This window comes from Sinomonas sp. ASV322 (genome assembly GCF_030908245.1).
Lineage (GTDB): Bacteria > Actinomycetota > Actinomycetes > Actinomycetales > Micrococcaceae > Sinomonas.
Map to the genome: position 1 here is coordinate 20,440 of NZ_JAVFJJ010000020.1, position 21,173 is coordinate 41,612.

General features: G+C 64.3%; 21 protein-coding genes. 11 read left to right on the plus strand and 10 right to left on the minus strand.

Going from position 1 to position 21,173, the window contains the following annotated elements; genetic code table 11:
- Positions 1 to 184 precede the first annotated feature (184 nt).
- Positions 185 to 406: a hypothetical protein gene (locus RBS12_RS18375; RefSeq protein WP_307967602.1), complete on the minus strand. Its 222-nt coding sequence runs from the start codon at positions 404 to 406 to the stop codon at positions 185 to 187.
- A 597-nt stretch (positions 407 to 1,003) separates the two neighbouring features.
- Between RBS12_RS18375 and RBS12_RS18380 the strand changes: the two genes are divergently transcribed.
- Entirely contained in the window at positions 1,004 to 1,354 is a 351-nt protein-coding gene (locus tag RBS12_RS18380) for a hypothetical protein (protein WP_307967603.1), read from the plus strand.
- A 493-nt stretch (positions 1,355 to 1,847) separates the two neighbouring features.
- Here RBS12_RS18380 and RBS12_RS18385 read toward each other — a convergent pair whose 3' ends face one another.
- From RBS12_RS18385 to RBS12_RS18395, 3 genes are all read right to left on the minus strand, one after another.
- A complete protein-coding gene (locus RBS12_RS18385; protein WP_307967604.1) occupies positions 1,848 to 2,603 on the minus strand; it encodes an ion channel in 756 nt (251 codons plus the stop codon).
- 86 nt (positions 2,604 to 2,689) lie between these two features.
- Complete coding sequence (locus tag RBS12_RS18390) at positions 2,690 to 3,031, minus strand: YciI family protein (protein ID WP_307967605.1); 342 nt, start codon at positions 3,029 to 3,031, stop codon at positions 2,690 to 2,692.
- Between the two features lie 268 nt (positions 3,032 to 3,299).
- Positions 3,300 to 4,031, minus strand: coding sequence for an FCD domain-containing protein (locus RBS12_RS18395; RefSeq protein WP_307967606.1), 732 nt, complete (start codon positions 4,029 to 4,031; stop codon positions 3,300 to 3,302).
- Between the two features lie 248 nt (positions 4,032 to 4,279).
- On the opposite strand from RBS12_RS18395, the gene RBS12_RS18400 reads away from it, so the two are divergent.
- The 4 genes from RBS12_RS18400 (at position 4,280) to RBS12_RS18415 (ending at position 8,843) form a co-directional block, all read left to right on the plus strand.
- Complete coding sequence (locus tag RBS12_RS18400; RefSeq protein ID WP_307967607.1) at positions 4,280 to 5,392, plus strand: ring-opening amidohydrolase; 1,113 nt, start codon at positions 4,280 to 4,282, stop codon at positions 5,390 to 5,392.
- A gap of 154 nt (positions 5,393 to 5,546) precedes the next feature.
- The gene (locus RBS12_RS18405; RefSeq protein WP_307967608.1) at positions 5,547 to 7,001 is read left to right on the plus strand and encodes an extracellular solute-binding protein; all 1,455 of its coding nucleotides are present in this window, start codon (positions 5,547 to 5,549) and stop codon (positions 6,999 to 7,001) included.
- Positions 6,998 to 7,975: a sugar ABC transporter permease gene (locus RBS12_RS18410; RefSeq protein ID WP_307967609.1), complete on the plus strand. Its 978-nt coding sequence runs from the start codon at positions 6,998 to 7,000 to the stop codon at positions 7,973 to 7,975. Before RBS12_RS18405 ends, RBS12_RS18410 begins: the two co-directional genes overlap by 4 nt.
- A complete protein-coding gene (locus RBS12_RS18415) occupies positions 7,968 to 8,843 on the plus strand; it encodes a carbohydrate ABC transporter permease (RefSeq protein ID WP_307967610.1) in 876 nt (291 codons plus the stop codon). The genes RBS12_RS18410 and RBS12_RS18415 overlap by 8 nt, the downstream gene beginning before the upstream one ends.
- An 11-nt stretch (positions 8,844 to 8,854) precedes the next feature.
- Here the strand turns inward: RBS12_RS18415 and RBS12_RS18420 are convergent, their stop codons facing one another.
- Positions 8,855 to 9,718, minus strand: coding sequence for a MurR/RpiR family transcriptional regulator (locus RBS12_RS18420; protein WP_307967611.1), 864 nt, complete (start codon positions 9,716 to 9,718; stop codon positions 8,855 to 8,857).
- Between the two features lie 241 nt (positions 9,719 to 9,959).
- On the opposite strand from RBS12_RS18420, the gene RBS12_RS18425 reads away from it, so the two are divergent.
- From RBS12_RS18425 to RBS12_RS18445, 5 genes are all read left to right on the plus strand, one after another.
- Positions 9,960 to 11,312, plus strand: a complete 1,353-nt coding sequence (locus RBS12_RS18425; protein WP_307967612.1) for an MFS transporter — start codon at positions 9,960 to 9,962, stop codon at positions 11,310 to 11,312.
- Between the two features lie 104 nt (positions 11,313 to 11,416).
- Positions 11,417 to 12,874: an MFS transporter gene (locus tag RBS12_RS18430; protein ID WP_307967613.1), complete on the plus strand. Its 1,458-nt coding sequence runs from the start codon at positions 11,417 to 11,419 to the stop codon at positions 12,872 to 12,874.
- A 19-nt stretch (positions 12,875 to 12,893) separates the two neighbouring features.
- Positions 12,894 to 13,967 carry a sugar phosphate isomerase/epimerase family protein gene (locus RBS12_RS18435; RefSeq protein ID WP_307967614.1) on the plus strand — a complete coding sequence of 358 codons (1,074 nt, stop codon included), beginning with the start codon at positions 12,894 to 12,896 and terminating at the stop codon, positions 13,965 to 13,967.
- Positions 13,968 to 14,010: 43 nt separating this feature from the next.
- Complete coding sequence (locus RBS12_RS18440) at positions 14,011 to 14,685, plus strand: aspartate/glutamate racemase family protein (RefSeq protein ID WP_307967615.1); 675 nt, start codon at positions 14,011 to 14,013, stop codon at positions 14,683 to 14,685.
- A gap of 68 nt (positions 14,686 to 14,753) precedes the next feature.
- Positions 14,754 to 15,809, plus strand: coding sequence for a DUF6282 family protein (locus RBS12_RS18445; protein WP_307967616.1), 1,056 nt, complete (start codon positions 14,754 to 14,756; stop codon positions 15,807 to 15,809).
- A gap of 43 nt (positions 15,810 to 15,852) precedes the next feature.
- On the opposite strand, the gene RBS12_RS18450 is transcribed toward RBS12_RS18445, so the two are convergent.
- From RBS12_RS18450 to RBS12_RS18465, 4 genes are all read right to left on the minus strand, one after another.
- Complete coding sequence (locus RBS12_RS18450) at positions 15,853 to 16,908, minus strand: DNA polymerase IV (protein ID WP_307967617.1); 1,056 nt, start codon at positions 16,906 to 16,908, stop codon at positions 15,853 to 15,855.
- Positions 16,909 to 17,432: 524 nt separating this feature from the next.
- Complete coding sequence (locus RBS12_RS18455) at positions 17,433 to 17,855, minus strand: hypothetical protein (protein WP_307967618.1); 423 nt, start codon at positions 17,853 to 17,855, stop codon at positions 17,433 to 17,435.
- Positions 17,856 to 18,530: 675 nt separating this feature from the next.
- Positions 18,531 to 18,749 (minus strand): hypothetical protein, encoded by a 219-nt coding sequence (locus RBS12_RS18460; RefSeq protein ID WP_307967619.1) that lies wholly within the window; start codon positions 18,747 to 18,749, stop codon positions 18,531 to 18,533.
- A 732-nt stretch (positions 18,750 to 19,481) separates the two neighbouring features.
- A complete protein-coding gene (locus tag RBS12_RS18465; protein WP_307967620.1) occupies positions 19,482 to 19,892 on the minus strand; it encodes a VOC family protein in 411 nt (136 codons plus the stop codon).
- Between the two features lie 130 nt (positions 19,893 to 20,022).
- Here RBS12_RS18465 and RBS12_RS18470 point away from each other — a divergent pair, with 130 nt between their 5' ends.
- Positions 20,023 to 20,388, plus strand: coding sequence for a hypothetical protein (locus RBS12_RS18470; RefSeq protein WP_307967621.1), 366 nt, complete (start codon positions 20,023 to 20,025; stop codon positions 20,386 to 20,388).
- Positions 20,389 to 20,401: 13 nt separating this feature from the next.
- Here RBS12_RS18470 and RBS12_RS18475 read toward each other — a convergent pair whose 3' ends face one another.
- Positions 20,402 to 21,172 (minus strand): hypothetical protein, encoded by a 771-nt coding sequence (locus RBS12_RS18475; protein WP_307967622.1) that lies wholly within the window; start codon positions 21,170 to 21,172, stop codon positions 20,402 to 20,404.
- Position 21,173 lies beyond the last annotated feature (1 nt).

A 21,173-nucleotide genomic window follows, 5' to 3' on the forward strand; every position in this document is an offset into this window, starting at 1 on the left:
ATGGCCGGGGGAACAGAAGCGTCGAAACCAGCTGACATGGCATCGACCTCCAACGGTGAAGATCTCCGACAGTCTCCGTTTAGGCGACGCTCAGGGGCTGGGGCAACCCAGCTGCCAACGGGAACACGCCTACGTGGTGGCCGGCCGGGTTGACCTTGGACCGACCACCACGATCCCTTCGAATTCAGCGAGTCAGGGAAGCTTCATCAAGAGGCGTGTAGCTGAACTTGACCTTAGCCTCTCCCTTCGCAATCTTGTCCCTGAGGCCCTTGATCTCGGCCCCATTTAGCTTCTGCTCCGTTCGGAGCTTGTCCTTTGCGTCCATCGGGGGAGCGCCGGCCTCAGAGCTCGGAGTCGCGCCCTTCAGAAGCTCCTCTGACTCTGTGAGCGGCGACTGGAGTGCCATTTGTACGGGTTGTCCTTCCCCGGGTAGAGGATGCTGTACGTCACCCAGTCTGGACACTTCCACGCACCGCCCGGATTCTGGCAGTAGGCCGTACGCATGCCCATCAAGCCACCGACCGGCCATCCGTACCATGTGTCGTAGGTACGCCCATCGTGAATCCCGATGAGCTCCCTGCTGTCCTTCACGCTGCACTTCCCGCTCGAACAATCGATCAAGTAGGCATACCCACGGAGTGCGTAGTTCCCATTCGCTTGCTTCGACCAATTCGGCGACTGCATGAGCTTGGCCATCGCTGCAACTGACCATATGTTGTGTTTGTTCCAGGCCTTATCGACGCCAAATCCCTGATCTGTGGACCCGTCCCAGAAGCCTCTGTGAAGAGGGATTGGCCCGAGCGTCGCATGATTAGCCGTGGCCAATACCTGCGATGTCGGATACCCGGGAGGCGGTAGGGCTGCCGTGGCGGCACTGCCGGTTCCAACCAGGAGGAGTAGTGCTAGTAGGATTGAGGCAACACTTCTGATTCTTCTCACACAAAGCCCCCATCTTTTGATGTATATGAATTATTTTGGCAAGAATAGGAATGGAGCCCGGACCATGAACGACGCCGAGATCGTGATTCGAGCCATGTTGCAGACGTTGGCGAATTGGCAGGATCACGACGTCCTGATCCATGAGGCATGGACGGACTCCCCCAATAGCGCTTGCGTCGTGTTCGAACATAGCAGGGCCGATTACGGACCCATTGGGTACCGAGTTGCGTTTCCTCCGCACGCGGTCGACGAGAACCCATGCTCGACAGGGGAAGCATGGGCGCTCGAGCTCATCGAACCGCTCGGCGCGCTGGCCGAGAATCCACGTCGAGACAGTCTCGGCATTGCTTGGGTTGCAGGCACAATCCCCGGAATGCCGCCGCCGATTCCTCCAACGTGGCGCCCGAAGAACTAAGGGTCCCTCATCATCTCCCAGCCGACATTCGCGCATCAAGACGATGCCCGATTGCACCTTCGTCAGCTGCCGCAATATAGTCGGGCCTTTCGGTCCAATTGTCGCTGATCGTCTATAGGTCGAGCTCGCCTGTCGCTCCCAGCTGGCACTGGAGCCAAGAATCCGTGACCCAATCCCGAATTCGGAAGGCAGCGATTCATCTAGCCCAACCGGGCGGCGGTGGCGGCACACGGCACATCACACTCGAGACGGCCTCCGGCTCTCCAGGGCACTCGGCCTCAGCGAATGCTATTGGATCAATATCCAAGCCGACTACGACCTCGAGCTTGAACACGAAACTCACCAAGACGCGATCGACCGCGTAGAGAGACTCGTAGACCAAGTTTCATCTTTTGGGCGTCGCGGGACTCGTCGGCCCACGCGGCAGATCGCAGCGACGGGTTAGCAGCGCCGTCGACCGCTTCACCGCCGCGGACGACGGCGGGCTGCGACCTTACCGCCCCTTCAGGTCCATCGCCTCGAGCATCGCCGTGAGCCTGGCGACCTGTTCGTTCAGCGAACGGATCTGCTGCTCGAGAGGCTCATCAAGGGCCTCAATGGCGTCCAGCGCGCGTTCTGTAGTTCTAGCTGCCGTCTCGGCGGAGACGTTTTCCACCAGCCACGACGCAATCGAGGCGGTGACGACGCCGAGCACGGCAATCCCGGCAACCATGAGGCCAGCGGCCGCGAAGCGTCCGATCGTGGTGACAGGGTAGTGATCGCCGTACCCGACGGTGGTGATGGTCGTGAGTGCCCACCACATCGCATCTCCGAAATTCTTGATGTTGGCGCCCGGCTCATTCTGCTCAGCGTCCAATACCGCCAGGGCGCCGCAATAGATCAGCATCGCGGCCGATCCGAGCACGTACATCAGCAGCTTTCCTCGTAGCGCATTCCCCGCGCGGCTGTGAACGACCTTCAGGAGAGTGACGAGCCGCAGTAGACGCAGAGGTCGCAGCGCGGGAAGGGCGAGAATGGGAAGCTCATAGAGGTTACGTACGAACCACCGTCCGCGGCTCGGCGCCAGCCAGAGACGCACCACATAGTCCACGAGGAATATCGCCCACGCGACCCAGACCAACTCATCGGCCCAGATCCCTTCATTGTCTGGCAGGTCGGCGATGACTTGGACCGAGTAAGCCCCCAAGAACAGAAGTGCCGCACCGATCATCGGCCATTCTGAAACCTTCTGCCAGCGTTCAAGCGTCATGGAGGAACGCTATCGAAGAAGAGGGATTGCCAGCATTTCCGCTGGATTCCGAGACGCTGAACCGGTCGGGGCGCCGTCGAACCTTGTCAGCTGGCGGGATCGTACATGAACGCACGGACCTCTTGTGCGCACCGGCAGGCAACCGCCATCTTCGCGGCCCATTCCAATGCCGCCTCGTGGGAGGGCAACTCGAGTATGGTGTACCCGCCTTCGAGCTGCTTCGTCTGCGGGTACGTGCCCTCGGTCACCGTGCCATCCCCGTCGACCAGGACGGGCGGAATACTTTCGTCGATTCCACCGCCGAACACCCAGACGCCGGCGTCCTTCGCCTCCGCCGCCACCGCGTGCGCCGCATCCGAAACTGCCTGCAGATCCTCGGCGGGAAAGTCCATGGCGCCGCTCGGGAACGAGATCAGGTATTTCGTCATTGCGTCGACTCCTTCTCCCCGCGTCATGGACCCCACCCATGGTTGCCGACGCGGCGCGCCGTTCACAAGGTTCGGGCCCACGGCAAACGTGCGGGATACGCCGGCGTCACCGTCGACTGGCAGCTAGACGTCAACTGACGTTCGGGTGCCCCAACGTCCGATGGCGTCACCAGCCTCCGCGCGTTGGCGCGCGTCCTTTCCGGGCGCGTCCTAGCGAGACAGACCGGCTAGGGCGACAAGACGCCGCCGTGCGCGTTTCACTGGCCGCTCAACTCTGAGAGCGCTTCCCTGCCGAGCGGGTCGGCGGGTCGCTGAGATTCGGCTCGCGATGGCGAACTGCGGATTCCTGGTTGTGCAGGATGGTGAGCGCGGCGGCAGCCGCGGCTGTCTGATCCTGATCGCGGATCGCGGAGAGAAGCTCTTCGTGGTCGCAGAGCAGGGTGCCGCTGCCCGGCGCGAAGCAGTCGGTCAGCTCGACCGTAGAGCTGATCACCTCCGAGATGCCCCTGTACATGTCGCGCAGGATCCGGTTGTGCGACGCGTCGGCCACGCCCACGTGGTAATCGAGATCGGCCTGAACGAACGCCGTTTCGTCGCCCCGGTCGGCCGCTTGCCGGCGTAGCTGCAGGATATCGGCGAGCCGGTCGAGGTCGGTCGAGGTGCGGCGGGCCGCGGCCGCCCTGGCGACGGCGATGTCCAGCCCGCGGCGCGCCTCGATCACGTCCATCACTTCGGCTGCGCCAAGCTGGCGGCGCAACGCCGCATCCGACTCGTCAGCCGCGATGACGAAGGTGCCAGCACCCTGTCGGGAGGCCAGCAGCCCCACGTGTACCAACGCTCGGGTGGCCTCTCGCACAGGTGCCCGGCTCATGCCCAGCTCCTCGGCCAGCTTGGCCTCGGCGGGTAGCCTGTGCCCGATCGGCCAGCTGCCCGAACCGATCTGCTCGCGGAGCTGGTCGATTGCCTGGTCGACGAGCGACTTGCGGGAGACTGAACGCATTGATCCCTCCAGCACACCAATAGCGCCGTTATTGGTTGCCTTCAGCGGATTCGCGACGGACCACCGGCGTGTGCGAACGACGTTGTCGACACGGCACCGACGCCACTCTAGCCATCTGACTGATGACCTGACAACCGTTGACACCCGAGTCAACAGGTCATAAGGTCCCCAGACATCAGGTCATATAGTCATCAGACCTCTCATGGGTAGCAAGCTAGTCCGTTCTTGGTCTCAAGGAGGAGACGCGAGTGGCGCACAATCCAGAGGCAGTTCAGCTAGTGGCGGCAACGTTGGAGCACGAGTCGGACACGTCCGCGCTCGGCCGGTTGGTCGCCGATGGCCGACTACGGCCGGACGAGATCTGCGCGGTCACCGGCAAGACGGAGGGCAACAGCCCTGGTGAGAGCAGCCGGGCGGCCGCCATCGCGGCCGTCCGCGGATTTCTCGCCGAACACGGCGGGTTGTCGGACGAGCGGATCGGGGCCATCCCGATGGTGTTCTCCAGCGGCGGCGTAGGGATCTTGGCACCTCACGTGACCATCTACACCAAGCGACCGTGGACGGGACCAGTCGACCGCGAGCCGAGGCTGACCGTCGGTACGGCCAAGTCAGTGCGGATCATGCCGGAGTGGGTCGGGCATGCCGAGATGATCGAGGCCGTGGCGGATGCGGTGCGGGCCGCCGCTCGAGACGCCAACATTGAACCGGCACAGGCCGAGTACGTCCTCACCAAGAGCCGTGGTCTGCAGGCAGAGGACATCGAGGAGGCCCGGACCAGAGGAATAGAGCTCTCGCCGTTCCCCAAGGGCCTTGCGACACCGAAGACGAGCGGGACGACGGCTCTCGGGGTCGCGGCGGCGGTCGACGGTCTCGCCATCCCGCCCGACGAGGAGATCGGGACCAATCTGAACCTGTGGACCGGCAAGGTCTCCTCCTCGGCAGGTCGCGAGGACCCCGAGGCCCAGGTCATCCTTCTGGGCAACTCCACCCGGGCCGGCGGCCACCTTCGCGTCGGCCACGCCGTGATGAACGACGTGCTGGACATCTCCTCATTCATCCGGGCGGCGGAAGCGGCCGGTCTCGCAGACGTCTGCCTCACGCTCACCCCCGAGCAGCGCAGACGGATCGTGTCGGTCTACGTCAAGATCGGCACTCCGGTCGATGCCCGCCTCCGCGGGCGTCGGCAGGTCCACCAGGAGCAAAACCCGGGCTACATGAACGAGTTGAAGGCGGCGGTGGCTGGGATGTTCTCGGCCGTCCTGCAGGACACCGTTCTCTACATCTCGTCGGGGGCCGTGCACCAGGGTCCGGCCGGTGGCGGCACGGTGGCAGTGATCGTAGATCACTCGCCGGACCTCTGAGCCTTTCTTGATGCACCGCAGTTGATCCGACGCCTTACCCAAGAGGCGAGCGGAAATCGGTCGCGCACCGGAACTCCCCATGGTCCACAGGATCCGGGCGGTCGAGACCGTGCACCACCTTGTCACCCGAAAACCTCCGATCGAGGGGATACACATGGAACTGCGCAATTCTGAACTGGCACGCCGCACCTTCGTCCGCGGCGCCGCGGCGTTCGCGTCCCTGGCCGCACTGGGCGGTGCGGCCGCCTGCACCAGTGACAACAGCAGGGGCACCTCCACGGCGATCACCAAGGGTCCCGGCCCGGGTGGGTACAAGATCGATCTGGGCGGCTATCAGGGCCCAGAGCTCACCACCGAGCAAATCACCCTGAAGTTCTTGCGGCAGAGCTACAGCGACGCGATGAATGCCCGCTTCGTCGAGCTGTACGCACAGTTTAACAAGGCCTACCCCAACATCAAGATCGCAGAAGAACTCATTCCGTACGGCAACCTGCCGCAGAAGATCCAGATCTACACCCAGTCCGGCGACGCACCAGACATCATGATGTCGCGTCTCGACTTCACGACCTACATGGCGCGGTCCGGGACAGCCCTGGACCTCACCGGCTATTTCAGCGACAAGTACCTATCGGATCTCTTCAAGCCCATCCGAGACGCCGCCTCGCTCGACGGGAAGATGTTCCTGATGCCCTGGGAGGGCTACGTCCCGGTGATCCTGTACAACCGCGACATCTTCAAGAAGGCGGGCGTGGCGACGCCCCCGCAGATCACGGACATCGACCACGGCTGGACGGCCGACCAGATGATCGAGACGATGATCGAGCTGACCCACAACCTGCGCAAAAAAGGTGACACCGCGACTTGGGCGCTAGAGTCCTCGATCCTCGGCAACGGCGGTCCGGGGTCGAACTACACCCAATGCGAGAGCATCTGGATCCGGAGCATGGGCAGCCGAAACGCAGCCAGGGGCTCGTCGCTGCACAACACCTGGCAGGGTGTCAGCGACGACGGGCTGTCCGTCACCGGGTACATCAACACGCCCGAAGCGATCGCCGGTATGCGCAACTACCAGCGCCTTTTCACCGAGGGCCTGACCCCGAAGTCCGCCATCCCGGCACAGTTCCAAGGCCAGCAGGCCGCCATGAGCATGAACTCCACCCGGCAGATCCTGCAGCGAGATCAGCCGGGCGGCAAGGCGCCGTTCGACGTCGGCATGACCCTGGATCCCACCGGGAACATGCTGTTCGGCTGCAACAGCGGCGACGCCCCGTTCGTCTGGGCCAAGACCAAACACCCGAACGAGGCCGCTGCGCTGCTAGGGTTCCTGTGCTCGGACGCGAACCAGCCCACGTACTTCCGTACTCGAGGCGCGTTCATCACCCGCCGGTCGCTGGCCGACAACATGGAGGAGTACCACACGCCGGACGGGCAGCTCTCGATGAAGATCGCGGACAACTGTGACGGCGCCCCGCGCACCGTCGGCTGGAGCGAGTACTACTCGGCAATGAACCCAGCGGTGAAGAATATCGCGTTGGGTGCCGACCCTGAGAAGACCCTGAACGAGACCGCAAAGGCGATCGACGATCAGTTGAAGAAGTTCAAGTCATGACGTCTGCAGTCACAACCACCGGAGAAGCTCGCTCCGGGGCTGCACCCGCGACGAAACGGCGGCGCCCTATCCGCCGCGGGCCGACAGCCAAGAAGGAGCAGCGAAGTGCTGTCCGCCGCGGGCCGGCACCGTGGCTCATGATTGCTCCCGCCGTCGTCGGCATCATGGTCTTCCAGTACTACCCGGTGCTGGTCGCGGTGGTACACAGCATGCAACGGTTCGATCCGTTCACCCACGCTCCAATCGAGTTCGCCGGGCTGGACAACTACATCCGGATGTTCACCGGCGCGGACTTCCAGACGTCGTTGTGGAACACCCTGCTGTATGTCGTGATCTCCCTGTTGATCGAGATCCCGCTGAGCCTAGGGCTGGCCGTCCTGATCGATCGGAAACTGCCGGGAACGAGGTTCGTGAGGATCGCGGTGATCGCGACCTTGGCGGCCTCGGAGACGGTCGCGGCGATCGTATGGGCGCAGATGTACAGCCCGGATCAGGGTTTATTGAACGGCATTCTCGGCGTCTTCGGGCTTCCGCCCCAGTCCTTCCTGAGCAGTTCGGGGCAGTCACTGATCTCCGTGGTCGTCATGTCCAGCTGGAAGAACATCGGCATTCCGACGCTGATCTTCCTGACCGGGCTGCAGGCTATCCCGCGGGACTACTACGAAGCGGCCGCGATCGACGGCGCGGGCAATTTCCGGCAATTCACCAAGATCACGGTTCCGCTGTTGCGGGGCAGCAGCGTGGTGGTGCTGTTCATGTCGACCCTTGCCGCGACCCGCATCTTCGTCCCGATCGTGCTGATGACCCAGGGCGGGCCGAACGGCGCCACGAGCAACTTGGTCTACTACTCCTACGAGCAGGCCTTCCAGTACAACTCAGCCGGAACGGCCTCCGCTGCAGCGATCTTCATGCTGGCGTTCCTCGGGGTGATCATCGCGATCCAGTTCAAAGTGTTGGGAGCAAAGGATGAGTAGAGCAACGGTCGATTCCCCCGGTCGCCCGGTGGCACGGCGCTCCACACGGTTCGCCGCTTGGACCGTCGCGATGGTGATTGCCGGGATGGTATTCGCCTTCCCGATCCTGTGGTTGACCTCGACCTCGTTCAAGTCGACCACGGCGTTCCTGTCCGAGGCCTTTCCGCTGAGCTGGAAGTCGTTCCTGCCGAGCGAACCGACGCTCGCGAATTTCCTCAGCATCTTCGAGAATTTCCATTTCGAACGGAATCTGCTGAACACCGCGATCGTGTCCGGCGGCCAAATCCTGGGATCGATGGCCGTCTGCAGCCTCGCCGGCTACGCCTTCGCAGTCCGGGACTTCCGGTTCAAGAGGATGTTGTTCGCGTTGTGCATGGTGCCGGCGTTCCTACCAGCCGAGGCCCTCATCGTGCCGCTGTACGACGTGGTCAAGAGCCTTGGTCTGGTCTCGACCTACTGGGGGCTGTTCCTGCCCTTCGTGTGCAATCCCTTCGGCATCCTGCTGATGCGGCAGGCTTTCAAGGAGGTGCCGAGCTCGATCTTCGACGCTGCCCAGATCGACGGGGCATCGGAGGCGCGGACGTTCCTGCTCATCGGCCTGCCCAACGTCAAGCCGGCGTTGGCGACACTTGCCCTGCTCCAATTCATCTGGTCATGGAGCTCGTTCTTCTGGCCGTTGGTCGCGATGCAGGACCCGGCCAAGCAAGTCGCCCAAGTCGGCATGGCGAACTTTGCCACCGCTGCGAACACCCCGCTTTACGGCGAGATGTTCGCAGCTGCAACGGTCCTCACGGTGCCCGTGGTGCTCTTGTCAATCATGCTGCAGCGCTACTACGTCAACGGCATGATGAGTTCCAGCGTCAAGTAGGCGCTGCCCACCTACCGCAAATCCCCGTCGTCGATCTCCCCCAACGCCTCGAACGACTGCGCGATCCGCATGACGCTGCGCTTTCCCTTCGAGCCGAGGTACTCGAGCGCGGCGTCGGTGATCTGGGTCGCGGCGCTCATCGCAGCGGCGTAGCTGTCGAAGGCACCCACGCCGTCGATCGGGCAATCCACCCACATGTCCGCATACTGCGCGTAACGGCGCGCAGTCGAGTCGGCGATGAGGATAATCGTCGCGCCGGTCGTGGGCAGGAGCCGCATGATGTCGCCGAACGCCGAAACGCGGCGGCGGAAGCCGACGACCATGACGACGTCGCCCTCACCCACGTGTGCGAATTCCTCGCCGAGCGACTGGCCCGGCTGGGGAGCGAGGACGACGCGCGGGCGCACCTGGGCGAGCGACTCCCGCAGGCGCATGGCCACCGGATAGCTGCTCCGCATGCCGACCATCAGGACCGTGCCAGCAGTACAGAGAGCCTCGCTCATCCGCTCAAGCAATTCGCCGTGAAGCTGCTCGCTGACCCGCCGGATGTTGTCGAGCTCGACGCGGAAGCGCTCGCTCTCGTCGACGGGAGAGGGCGCCGCCCCAAGCGGGACGCCGCCGCCGCGCAGCGCGCGCACGTGATTCTTGACCTCGGCGAAGTCCTGGAATCCGAGCGACGAGAAGAGCCGGCTGACCGTCGCCGCGGACGTCCCGCTCAGCTGGGCGAGCTCGGCCACGCTGTACGTCGCGATGTCCCCCAAGTGGTCCAGGACGGTATCGGCCACGCGCTGCGCACGCGGCGGCAAGGTCGGATAGATGGCGTCGATCCGGTCGTAGATCGGCCCCCGGTCGGCCTCGACCGCTGCATTCTCCATTGCCTTCATCTCCCTGCTGGCCCCTGTGCCGAAAACGATAGCCCAGCCCGACGGCGGCATCCGTGATCTCGGCCGAAGGGGGTTGCGCGATCCGAACAGCCCTGCGAGACTGTTGAAACAATTCTTCCATGCACTTCACAGATGAAAGAAACCATTCATCTGCCGGAGGGACGGCACGGCGACGAAGCCAGCCGCCACTCCGACCACACCACCCGGCGTGAATGACACCCCAGGAGAAGCGATGTCCCAGCCCGCCTCCGCAGTCACCTCGACCATCGAGGAGCGGAACAGAACTTTCCGACGAATCGCCCTGCGCATCCTCCCGTTCGCCACGATCGTGTACGTCATCGCGTGGATCGACCGAGTCAATGTCGGCTTCGCCAAGCTCACGATGCTCAACGACTTGGGCTGGAACGAGGCCATCTACGGCGCAGGCGCGGGGATCTTCTTCCTCGGCTATTTCCTGTTCGAGGTCCCCAGCAACCTGCTCCTCCAGAAGATCGGAGCCCCCAAGACGATCATGCGCATCGCCCTCGGCTGGGGCATCGTCTCCGTGCTCATGGCGTTCTGCACGCAGCCGTGGCACTTCTACACACTGCGCTTCCTCCAGGGAGCCTTCGAAGCCGGCCTCCATCCGGGCCTCATCCTGTACCTCACGTTTTGGCTCCCGGCCCATCGCCGATCGCAGGCCATCGCCGTCTTCATGTCCGCGTCGCCGATCGCCCTCCTCGTGGGAAGCCCGCTCGCGGCCTACATCATGACAGGCACCAAGGGCCTTCTGGGCGCGCACGACTGGCAATGGCTCTTCCTGATCGAAGGCTTCCCCTCGATCATCCTCGGCATCGTCGCGGTCTTCGTCATGACGGCCACGCCGGCCGTCGCGAAATGGCTGAGCCCCGCTGAAAAGGCGCACGTTGCCTACGAGCTCGACGCCGAGGCCGCCACCCAAGGCGGACGGCAGCACAAGTTCGGCGCGGCCCTCCGAACCCCAACGGTCTGGGTCCTCATCCTGACCCTCTTCTGCATCATCACGGGCAACGCGACGCTCTCCTTCTACGGCCCGAGCCTTGTGACGGCCGCGGGCATCAAGGACATCACCGCGGTCGGCTGGATCATGTCGGGCATCTTCCTCTTCGGCTGGGGCGGCATGATGCTCAACGGCTGGCTCTCCGGCCGCCGTCGTGATTCTCGGTGGCACACGGCGTGCGCCGCGGGCCTCGGGGCGCTCGGCCTCATCCTCGCGGCCGTCGCCCAGCAGGCCGGAAGCTCCGTCGGCGTCATCCTCGCCCTCGCCCTCTCAGCCGCAGGAACGATGGGATCGATTCCCGTGTTCTGGAGCCTCCCGCCGCGCTTCATGTCCGGGACGGCCCTCGCCGCGGGACTCGCCCTCATCAATTCGATCGCGAACCTCGCCGGCTATTTCGCGCCGCAATTCCTCGGCGCCGTCAAGGACGCCACGGGCGTCTACTCGATCGGCCTCTACGTGATCGCCGCCGTCGAATTCGTGGCCGTCGCGCTCGTCCTGCTGTTCATCCGGAAGGAACCCGCCCCCACCGAGGCAGTTCCGATCACCGACGCCAGCCCCGCTCTGTAAACCCTCTGAGCCGCCGGGCGACGTCGTCGTCGTCCGGTCCGCGCCGAAGCGGCAGCCGCACTCTGCCGCCCCGGTGCGACCCCACCATTTCGGAAGGATTCGAGATGTCAGAAACAACCTTGCCCAAATCGGGCGACGACCCTCGCACCACACCGACAACCGCCAACAGCTCCCGCACGGCCGCGCTCCTCGCCGCGGCGATGGACCGGATCGGCGTGACCCGCTGCCACAAGGTGGTCCTCTTCCTCGTGACGTTCGGCGCGTTCTTCGATGTCATTGAGCAGAACACCGTCGGCATGGCCGGCCCCGCGCTCACTGCGCAATGGGGCATTTCGTCGGCCCAAGTCGGCCTCCTCGCCTCGGCCACGTTCGGCGCAATGTATCTCGGCGCCGTCGCGGGCGGCTGGATGGCGGACCGCTGGGGACGCAAGACGATGTTCTCCTTCAACCTCGCCGTCTACAGCCTGGGCGGCCTCATCTGCGCCTTCGCGGCCAACTACGCAATGATGGTGGCCGGCCGCATCGTCGTCGGCCTCGGGCTGGGAGGCGAATTCGTTGTCGGGCTCGCCCTGCTCGCCGAGCTCACCTCGACGAAGTTCCGCGGCACGGCTGTCTCGCTCCTTCAGGTCGGGGCGGGCGGGCTCGGCAACCCGGCAGCGAACCTTTTCGGGTTCCTCGTCATCGGCGTGCTCGGCCCCATACTCCCCCTCGTCCTCGGCGGGCCTGACACGGCGTGGCGTTGGCTTTACATCTTCCTTGCTCTCCCCGCACTGCTCGTCCTCTACCTCCGCCGCCACTTCCCGGAGACCCCGCGCTTCCTGGTCATGCGCGGCCGCATCGCGGAGGCCAACAAGACCCTGAGCGTGCTCGCGTCGGGACGCATGAACCCGCGTGGAGTCACCGTGACGGAGTACTTGCCCGACGACGCGAGCTTCGACGGCGCCGAGAACTCACGCTGGACGGACATCCTCCGCGGGCGCCTCGGCCGGAACTCGGCCGTCCTCGCGACCTGCACATCGATGCTGTTCGGCGCCCAGTTCGTGATGCTCACGTTCTGGCCGATCATCCTCATCAGCCGTGGCTACGAGGTGGTCACGAGCCTCGTCTTCACGATGGTGATCGACCTCGGAGCACTCCTCGGCGCGAGCGCCGCGTCCTTCTTCAACACCAAATTCAAGCGCCGCCCGACGGTCGCTGCCGGCGCGGTGCTTTCGGCGGCAGCGGCCCTTGTTCTGGCCTTCGGCGGCAACGACGTCGCCACGATCCTGATCGTCGGCTTCCTCTTCGAATTCTTCTCGTGGTGGACCAACACGGCCATCTCCGCATGGGCCCCCGAACTGTACCCGACGCGGGTCCGGGCCTTCGGCATCGGCGCCGTCTCCAACCTCGGCCTCATCGGCGGGGCCATCCTCCCCCCGGTCGCGGGCGCGCTCCTGGGCTCGCTCGGCTCGTCCGCCCTCCTCGGGCTCGTCGGAGTCATGTGCCTCCTCGTCCTCGTGGCCGTTCCCTTCGGCCCCGAGACGTTCGGCCGGTCCCTCGAAGAGATCCACGGCGAAGCCTGAATCAGAGAAAGGAAACCGAATGCGCATCGGCGTTGACGGCAAGAAGATCCCCGAGGCAACGAAGCGAGGCCCGATCGGCAGCCTCGAACACGCCCACGAGCTCGGGCTGGGTGGAATGTTCTTCCGCACGGTCCTTGAAATGAGCCCCGATTTGGATGTGGGTGAGCTCGCCGCGATCCGGCGACGAGCCGACGAACTCGGAATGTACCTCGAAACGGGGCTTGGGAAGGTCAATCCCTTCGCGATCCCCGAGGCGCCCGAGCTTCGGGCAGCGGGCGACGGCGACACTCTCCTGGGCTTCCGGCGCATGATGGAGGCGTGTGCGGCCATCGATTGCCGCGAACTGTGGGCGTCAACGGCGTATTACAAGCCGATGTTCCCGGGGAAGCTCGCGGGGGACCGGTTCCGCACCGACGTCACGTGGCCCGAGCAGCTCGTGGCCACCGAGCGGTTCCTCCAGCGCCTCGCCCCCATCGCCCGCGACCTCGGCATCCACATCAACCTTGAGACGCACGAGGAGATCACGTCGTTCGAACTAGTCCGCCTCGTCGAGGCGGTCGGCCCGGACGTCGTCGGCATCGTCTACGACACCGCCAATCCCCTGCACCGCCTCGAGCATCCCGTGAGGACGGCCGAACGCGTGGCGCCGTATGTGCGCCAGACCCATATGAAAGACGCCCATCTCGCGCACGGTGAGGGCGGCCTCTATTACCAATTGCGCCCGTGCGGAACGGGTGTCGTGGATTTCGCCGAAGTCCTGGCCGTCATTGCCAGAGCGAACCCGGACGTCAATCTGACCATCGAAAACGACGAATCGCAGGACGACCGTCCGCGGCCCGCCGAGAAGTGGCTCATCGAGGTCTACGACAAGGATTTCCTCGCCGCCCACCCCGACCTTACCGTCGAGGAATTCGCGGAATACCTCGACTTGATCCGGAGCTATGAGGCCAGAATTGCCGGCGGCGACGTGCCCAGCCTTGACGACTATGCGGCCCAGCCGTTCGGGTACCGCGAGACGGTGGACTCGATCCTCGCGAGCGCGGACCTCCTGCGCACCGTGTGCGCCGAGCTGAGCCTTCCGCTTGAGGCATAGGCCAGGTCTTGAACACACCGAAGTACGAAAGGAGGTTGATCGAGTGCGCCCGCTCCTCCTGATCAACCCGAACACGAGCGAATCGACCACCTTGGAAATGCTCAGCGTGGCCCGCGCATCGGCCCCTCCCCTTCAAGAGGTGGTAGGCCTGACCGCTGCGCACGGCGCTGCGCTGATCGACGACGAAGCAAAGCTGGAGACGAGCGCTGAAGCCGTGGTCGACGTCGTCCGTTCCGTCGATCTCGCGGGCTATCGCGGAGTCATCGTCTCGGCGTTCGGCGACCCGGGCCTCGAGGCGCTGCGCCTCCTCTCCCCCGTCCCTGTGACCGGGATCGCGGAAGCAGGGATCATCGAAGCGGCGCGCGATGGCCGCCGGTTCTCGATCGTCACGACGACGCCGAAGCTTGCCTCCGCCATCAACAAGAAGGTGATCCAGTGCGGCTTCGGGCACCTCTACGCGGGGCTCAGGCTCACGGAGGGGCCGGCCGAGGAAGTCATGAAAGACCCTGACCTTCTCGAGGCGAGCCTCGCTCGCGCGTGCGAGGACGCCGTCTCCCAGGACGCGACCGAGGCGATCGTCATCGGGGGCGGGCCCCTCGCCGTCTCGGCTGCCTCATTGCGCTGGCGCTTCCCGGTGCCCATCATCGAGCCAGTACCAGCCGCCGTGCGCCTTGCGCTGACGAGAGCGGACGACGGCGACCTCCCGCGCGCGTCGTAGCGGAAAGCACCGCCATGGCTCGCCTCCGAGACGAATACCTTCCGAAACGAAATAAGGAGATACCAGCAGTGACTATCGCGAGCGAAACCCTTCCAAGCGAGGCCTTGGAGCTTCCGCGCGAGACCTTCTCCCACCGGTCCATGGATCTCCCGGACGAACTGATCCGGGGCACGAGCGACCTCCACATCCACAGCGGACCGTGGCTGCAGTCCTGCCCCGGCCGGCTCGACCCCTTCCAGATCGCCGAGCAGGCGAGGGACGCGGGGATGAGGGCGCTCGTGTTCTACGACCACACGCTTGGCATCAGCAGCGGCACGGCGCAGCTCGCGAGCCGCCAAGTTCCCGGCATCGAGATCTTCGGCGGAATCATCCTCACGAGCGTCCTGGGCGGCATGAATCCGCGCGCGGTAAAGACAGCACTGAATTACGGCTCCGGGGCGAAATTCGTGCATTTCGGCGCGCACTGCACGCATTACATGGTGAGCAACGAGGGCAGCTTCGTCGACGGCAAGCCAGTGCGCTTTGTGGACCAGTACCCGAAGTTCGCGAGGGACGAGCTGCCTCGGTCTATCCGGATCCCGCTCGACGGTTCGGTTCCCGAAGAGCTCGCGGAGATCCTCACGCTCATCGCCGAGCGCCCCCACGTCCACCTCAATACGGGCCATGTCTCGGTCGAGGAGGCCATCCGGCTCGCCGATCTCGCTCTCGACTTCGGTATCGAGAAGATCGTTGTGGCTCACCCGTGCCGCGCCCGCATGACGACCGAGCAGCAGAAATCGCTGGCCCAGAAGGGCGTCCTGCTCGAGGGCGCCGTCTCCGACTGGATGTTCCACCGCGGCCTCCGCCGGACCAACTACTACGTCGAGCGGGAGCTGGCCGACGAGATCGCCGGCATCGCGAGCACGCCCGAACTCGCCGGCGGCGTCGTTCCGTGGGCTCGGCAGATCCGCGAGATCGGCATCGAGCACTTCGTGCTCGGGACTGACTACGGGATCCGCTCTGGGCCCACTCCGCTTGAGGGGATGCGCACCCTTATCAGTACGCTGCTGGACCTCGAATTCACATCTGAGGAAATCCACACCCTGACTGTTTCCAACGCGGATCGGCTGCTGGGCCTCGACTGACCTTTTGGTCGGGTGCCGCGGGCTCGACCCGCGGCACCTCGCCTTACCATCCGCCGCGCGTCGGCGTGTGTCCTTTGCGGGCATCGTCGGGCATTGCCATTTCGGCTCGCAGGCCGAGGAGTCGGATCGGACGGCCAGGTTCTATTGCGGCCGCGAGGTCCAAGGCCCGCGCGAGGATATCGTCCTGATCGAATGTCTCGGGGATCTTCCGCGCGTGGGTCTTGGTGAGGAACGGCGCATAGCGAACCTTGAGGGTCAGCCCGATCACCGGCCGTCCGTCCGCCACCACGTCCTCGAGGACATGCGCCGTCAGCTCCCTCACGGCGCCGTCCACCTGGGAAGGCTCGGTCAGGTCGCGCTGGAAGGTGGTCTCCCGGCTATGCCCGCGGGCAACCCACGGGGTGTCATCCACAACGCTGGCGCCGTCCCCGCGCCCGAGCTCCGCGTACCACGGGCCCATCTTGGGGCCGAACTCCGGGACCAGGTCTTGGGGGTCAGACGCGGCGAGCTCGGCGACAGTGTTGATGCCGAGCTTGGTCAGCCGGGCCGACACTCTGGCTCCGACGCCCCACAGGTCCTTGGTGGGCCGACCTCCCATGACGTCGAGCCAGTTCTCAGCAGTGAGCCGGAAGACCCCGGCCGGCTTGCCGAAACCGGTGGCGACCTTGGCCCGGACCAGGGTGTCGCCAATGCCCACGCTGCAATGCAGCTGTGTCCGTTCCAGGACAGCGGCCTGCACCTGCCGGGCGTACGCCTCCGGATCCTCCGTCTCAACGCCAACAAAGGCCTCATCCCAGCCCAGCACCTGCACCGTGGCGCCGGGCTGCGCGCGAAGGGTGGCCATCACCTCTTCAGACGCTACGAGGTACGCCTCGTGATCGACGGGCAGGATCACGGCGTCGGGCACTTTCCGGGCCGCAATTCGCAGGGGCATTCCGGAACCAACGCCGAACGCCCTGGCTTCGTAGGACGCGGTCGACACCACGGCCCGTTCCGTTGGGTCGCCCCTCCCGCCGACGATGATCGGCTTGCCCGCAAGCTCCGGCCGCCTCAGCACCTCGACCGCTGCGATGAACTGGTCGAGATCGACGTGCAGCACCCATCGGGTTCGGCTCACGCCACCAGTGTGCCCTAAACGTGTCTGGCAGGCATCGACTCACCACCGAGCTTAGCTGTGGAGGCTGCAGCCCCTGACCCCTCCGAGGCCAAAAATCGAGCTGCTCGGCTCATTGATTGCACTCGGCAGATACGATACGACGCCCGACGTGGGGTGCCGATCGAGCTGCTTGGGGAGCCGCGAGCCGAAGAAGGGGCCGGGAGCAATTCGCTCTCGCGAACCACTCTCGGCACCCGTCATCCGAGGCTAGGACTCGGACCGCTTGGCCCGGGCGGCTGCGTCGTGGATAACCCACCGCCTGACAAGGATCGTGTCAATGATTGCCTCGAGTATAACAATTGACCAGAAGACCCAAATTTGCACCACTGCCCAAATCGTGCCGACTAGCAAAGATATTAGAATCACCGCTGTCGCATACCCATAAATCCGTCGCGGCCATGTTGCGTTTCTCGCCTCCGCATATTCTCGGAGTACGTGGAGGATCTTCACGTCAGGCTCCCACCGTCCTAACTGCAGTAGCCGCCAGTGTAACGGAAGGCCATGGCACCAATAGGGGCAGGAGCCAGCTGAATGCATTCACGGTTCGCGTTCGCGATGATCGCTTGGATCGCAATCTGGCCGGAGGACAGACCGCACATCGCGTACGTAACGGGCATCCAGGACGTGAACTTGGCACAGACCTTCAGAACTCCGATCCAAGTTGTCGATGTCATCGTCTCAAACCTGTTCAGCTTCACCACAGGGAAGAACCCGAGCCAGCCAAACTGTGGATCTGCCACGATCGGATAGGAGCCGCCACTCGAAGTCGAGACAGTCTGCGTCAGGCGGTTACCCTTCACTGTGAAGTTGGTCGAGACGTCGCGTCCGGTCGCATCCCGCGCCCACGGCACGTCAACGTAATTGCGGGCATCTCCGTTCGAATCAGACACGAGGACAGCACCGCTCGATCCGACCGCCAGCTGAGCAGGCTTCCCGTCGATCGTGATGTCGAAGGAAACGAATGCGCTGCTGATCTTGACTCTATGACCGCGAATCCAGCTGGCGCGGTGTCTGGCTTCTCGGCAAACACCACCATTAGGCCCTCAGATAGCTTGATCTCCGAAGACGATAGGTCCTTGATTGAGGATTTCTTCGCCTTCTTCTGGCCAGTTGATACAGGCAGAACGGTCATCGTTCCGCTCTCAGGCCCACTAATGGTCATCGAGCCATCCTGCGCATACTTGACTTGCTGAGACTTGTCTTTCGCACGCGTCGACGTGCTGAGGCGCTCAGCACCTTGGAACGGCGACGACTTCTCAACCTGCTCAGTCGGACTCAAACCAGAGTTTCGGCCCTCGTTCGCCTCAGCCGGCGCAATCGCGCTGATGGCTAGGAACGCAACCGCCGCGAACGACGTCGCCAGCCTTACAAATCGCTTGGACATGTTTCCCCCATTCCTACGATCGTTCGCTCCTAGGAGCGACCCCGAGGAGTGCTCCCCCTCGCGTGAAGCTCATCCAAACAGTCAGGCCAGACGTTGTCAAACAGTAGGTAACGAATAAAGAAGCAATGTTAGGCAATTCTTAGGCGGATTTTAGGCACCGCTCCTGGCCTGCGCACCGTCGCTAGCTTCTCCCGCTTCCTCGAGCCTCAAGCACAGCTGTGAGCCTTGCCACCTGCTCGCTGAGAGAACGAATCTGATCCTCGAGCGGCTCCTCGAAGCCCTCGATGACCGCGCCCACCTGTTTGGACGTCCTTGCCGCAGTCTCCGCGGACACACTCTCCACGAGCCACGAGGCGATCGACGCCGTCATCACGCCGAGCACGGCGATGCCCGCCACCATCAGGCCAGCGGCGAAGCGCCCGACTGCTGACCGGGATCGGACGCGTCGCTTCCCCGGTCCCCCGATTGCACGGGAGACAATCGACCCATGGGCGGAACGATGTATGGAGCGCATGGTCCTGACGGTCGAGCAGCGACGCGGCGACAACGCTCGCTCGCTGCGGCCGAAGACTTCGGCTTGTTCGCGGCACGCGTGTCTTCGTTGGGGATTCGTCAAGGATCGGTGGAGGGACCGTCATCGTCCCGTCGCGGCAAGACGGTAGTGACCCGGTTCGTCCGGGTAGGCGGTAGTGCCGGGGGCAGCGGGGCCTCGGAGTGTCTGGTAACGCTGAAGCCGCCAACCGCCGCTGGGCTGACCCCCGTGCAAATACTCGAATCTCTCGCGACGGAGATGTCAGCCTTTGCACAACGTGCACTGGGAGCCGAGGACTTTTCTATCGCGCGGGTGCTTGCGCATGCAGCCGGGGAACCCGCCTCCCTCCGGATTGACGGGAGCCCGCGGGAGGGCTGGTCACTCCGAGCCGGACATATCAGCGGCGTCGCGTGTCGCCACGCCGATCGGATAGTGATGTGGCTGGGTGTGGAAAGCGCGCCACCCCGGCTGATAGACACCGAAGATTTGGCCGATGCGCTCCGTAGAATATCGCCGTCGAGAGTGGTCGACTAACGCCGACTATGACGACGTCGTCCTCGCCGACGTGCGCGAGCTCCTCGCCGAGCGCTTGGCCTTATCTCACCCCTGCAGACTTAGCTGCCACGACACCCCGAACCGGTCGTTGACCCACCCGAACTTGGCGCCGAAGCCGTAGCTTCCCAACGGCATGAGTTCCGTTCCCTGCTCGGCGAGGGCCGCGTAGAGGCGGTCGATCTCGGCCTCGTCCTGGCACTGGACGAAGAGCGAGACCGACGGGGTGAAGGTGAAGTCGTGCGCGACGGGGCTGTCGATGCACATATATCGCTGGCCAGCGAGCGAGAACGATGCGTGCTGCACGGTCCCCTCCCTGCCCGGACCATCCGGGCCGTAGAGGCTCACGGTGATGATCTCGGCGTCGTCGAAGAGCGAAGTGTAGAAGGTCATTGCTTCCTCGGCGTTGCCTTCGAACATCAGGAATGTCGTGATCTTCTGCGGGGTTTCGATCTCCATGCCACGTACTCCTCAGGGGTGCGATTGACGGTGGACACGTCGCTATCGTAGAACGCCCGTGCCGACGGGAGGCCGGAGCGCCTGCGCCCACACCGGCGACCGGAGCCAGCAAGCAGGCGATGATGGAACCATGAGCGACGACACGGAAATGGTTCGACGCGGCATAGGGATCCTCACGGCGACCCTGAATTGGGAACCGGATGATCCGGCGGCAACTCAAATGTTCAAGGAATCCTTGAAGGCACTCGTGCGGGTCGATGAGAGCGTATCTGTCTCATTCGCGGGCGGAAATCCCGAACAGGCTGCCGTGCTCCGAGAGGTTCTCCCCCAGGTGGTCGCACGAGTCATCGAAGCACTCGCCCCTGACTACACGCGCCTGCTTCTGGGGATGGCCGCCGGGTTCAAGACCGTTGCAGACTCGTACCGGCGCGACGTTCCAGACGCCAACATCGAAGGTCTGCTCCAGAACGCCGCCCTGCATTTGGCAGAGGAGTAGCCGGCAGGCGCTCTCAACTACGCCAGACCTCCCGGTCTTCCGCCCGGAGCGGAGCGAAGAACTTCCCCGTCTGCCCGCGCCGGACGGAACCTTCGCCGACCACGCGTGGCGCGATCGCCCAATGGCAGGAATGGCGGTAGTCGAGCTCTTCGTCGTCGTCGGCTTTCCATTCCTCGAGCTGTTGGCGGGCGCTGCCCTCGTCGGGATGGAGCGACGTGTGGATGACCCCGTTCTTCTGGTCCGAGATCACCAGGGTCCAGAGCATGGCCGATGTCTTGTCCCGCGCGAGCCTCGCGCGGATATCGACAAGCCCTCCCGGGGTGCAACCGAGGCGGTCGACGACGGCGACCGTTGCGTCTGCGATGCCCAGTCGGATCAGGCGAGCGGCAATCTGATCCTCGCGCATCTCGAGCTGCTCTGCCAGCGCGGGCATCGCCGGCTCGCGAGCCTCCCAGGCTGTTTGGAGAAGGGCGTCCGCCGTTTCGTCCCACCAGGGAAGCCCCCTGCCCTTGTGAGTGAGCCGGGCTCGTTCCATCCATTCGGTCTCCGACTCGGCGTCGATGAATTCCCGGAAGACGTCGAAACCCCCCTTGCGGACTGAACGTGAATCGTCACCCATGCCGGTGGCGTAGAGGAGCCGGAGCCTTGAGGCGATGGCAGACGGGCTGCGGCCAACGAGCGAGGCGACCTCTTCGTCTACGAGACCGAGCCTGAATCCTTCGTAGATGCGTTGGTAGTCCACGGACTCCCACATGAGACTGTGCCTCGTCTCGTTCGGCGTCATA

Excerpts from the sequence above, each read along its gene's own strand:
- RBS12_RS18375 (WP_307967602.1), bottom strand. The coding sequence starts at position 406 with ATGGCACTCCAGTCGCCGCTCACAGAGTCAGAGGAGCTTCTGAAGGGC.
- RBS12_RS18380 (WP_307967603.1), top strand. The coding sequence starts at position 1,004 with ATGAACGACGCCGAGATCGTGATTCGAGCCATGTTGCAGACGTTGGCG.
- RBS12_RS18385 (WP_307967604.1), bottom strand. The coding sequence starts at position 2,603 with ATGACGCTTGAACGCTGGCAGAAGGTTTCAGAATGGCCGATGATCGGT.
- RBS12_RS18390 (WP_307967605.1), bottom strand. The coding sequence starts at position 3,031 with ATGACGAAATACCTGATCTCGTTCCCGAGCGGCGCCATGGACTTTCCC.
- RBS12_RS18395 (WP_307967606.1), bottom strand. The coding sequence starts at position 4,031 with ATGCGTTCAGTCTCCCGCAAGTCGCTCGTCGACCAGGCAATCGACCAG.
- RBS12_RS18405 (WP_307967608.1), top strand. The coding sequence starts at position 5,547 with ATGGAACTGCGCAATTCTGAACTGGCACGCCGCACCTTCGTCCGCGGC.
- RBS12_RS18410 (WP_307967609.1), top strand. The coding sequence starts at position 6,998 with ATGACGTCTGCAGTCACAACCACCGGAGAAGCTCGCTCCGGGGCTGCA.
- RBS12_RS18415 (WP_307967610.1), top strand. The coding sequence starts at position 7,968 with ATGAGTAGAGCAACGGTCGATTCCCCCGGTCGCCCGGTGGCACGGCGC.
- RBS12_RS18420 (WP_307967611.1), bottom strand. The coding sequence starts at position 9,718 with ATGGAGAATGCAGCGGTCGAGGCCGACCGGGGGCCGATCTACGACCGG.
- RBS12_RS18425 (WP_307967612.1), top strand. The coding sequence starts at position 9,960 with ATGTCCCAGCCCGCCTCCGCAGTCACCTCGACCATCGAGGAGCGGAAC.
- RBS12_RS18430 (WP_307967613.1), top strand. The coding sequence starts at position 11,417 with ATGTCAGAAACAACCTTGCCCAAATCGGGCGACGACCCTCGCACCACA.
- RBS12_RS18435 (WP_307967614.1), top strand. The coding sequence starts at position 12,894 with ATGCGCATCGGCGTTGACGGCAAGAAGATCCCCGAGGCAACGAAGCGA.
- RBS12_RS18460 (WP_307967619.1), bottom strand. The coding sequence starts at position 18,749 with ATGGTGGCGGGCATCGCCGTGCTCGGCGTGATGACGGCGTCGATCGCC.
- RBS12_RS18465 (WP_307967620.1), bottom strand. The coding sequence starts at position 19,892 with ATGGAGATCGAAACCCCGCAGAAGATCACGACATTCCTGATGTTCGAA.
- RBS12_RS18470 (WP_307967621.1), top strand. The coding sequence starts at position 20,023 with ATGAGCGACGACACGGAAATGGTTCGACGCGGCATAGGGATCCTCACG.
- RBS12_RS18475 (WP_307967622.1), bottom strand. The coding sequence starts at position 21,172 with ATGACGCCGAACGAGACGAGGCACAGTCTCATGTGGGAGTCCGTGGAC.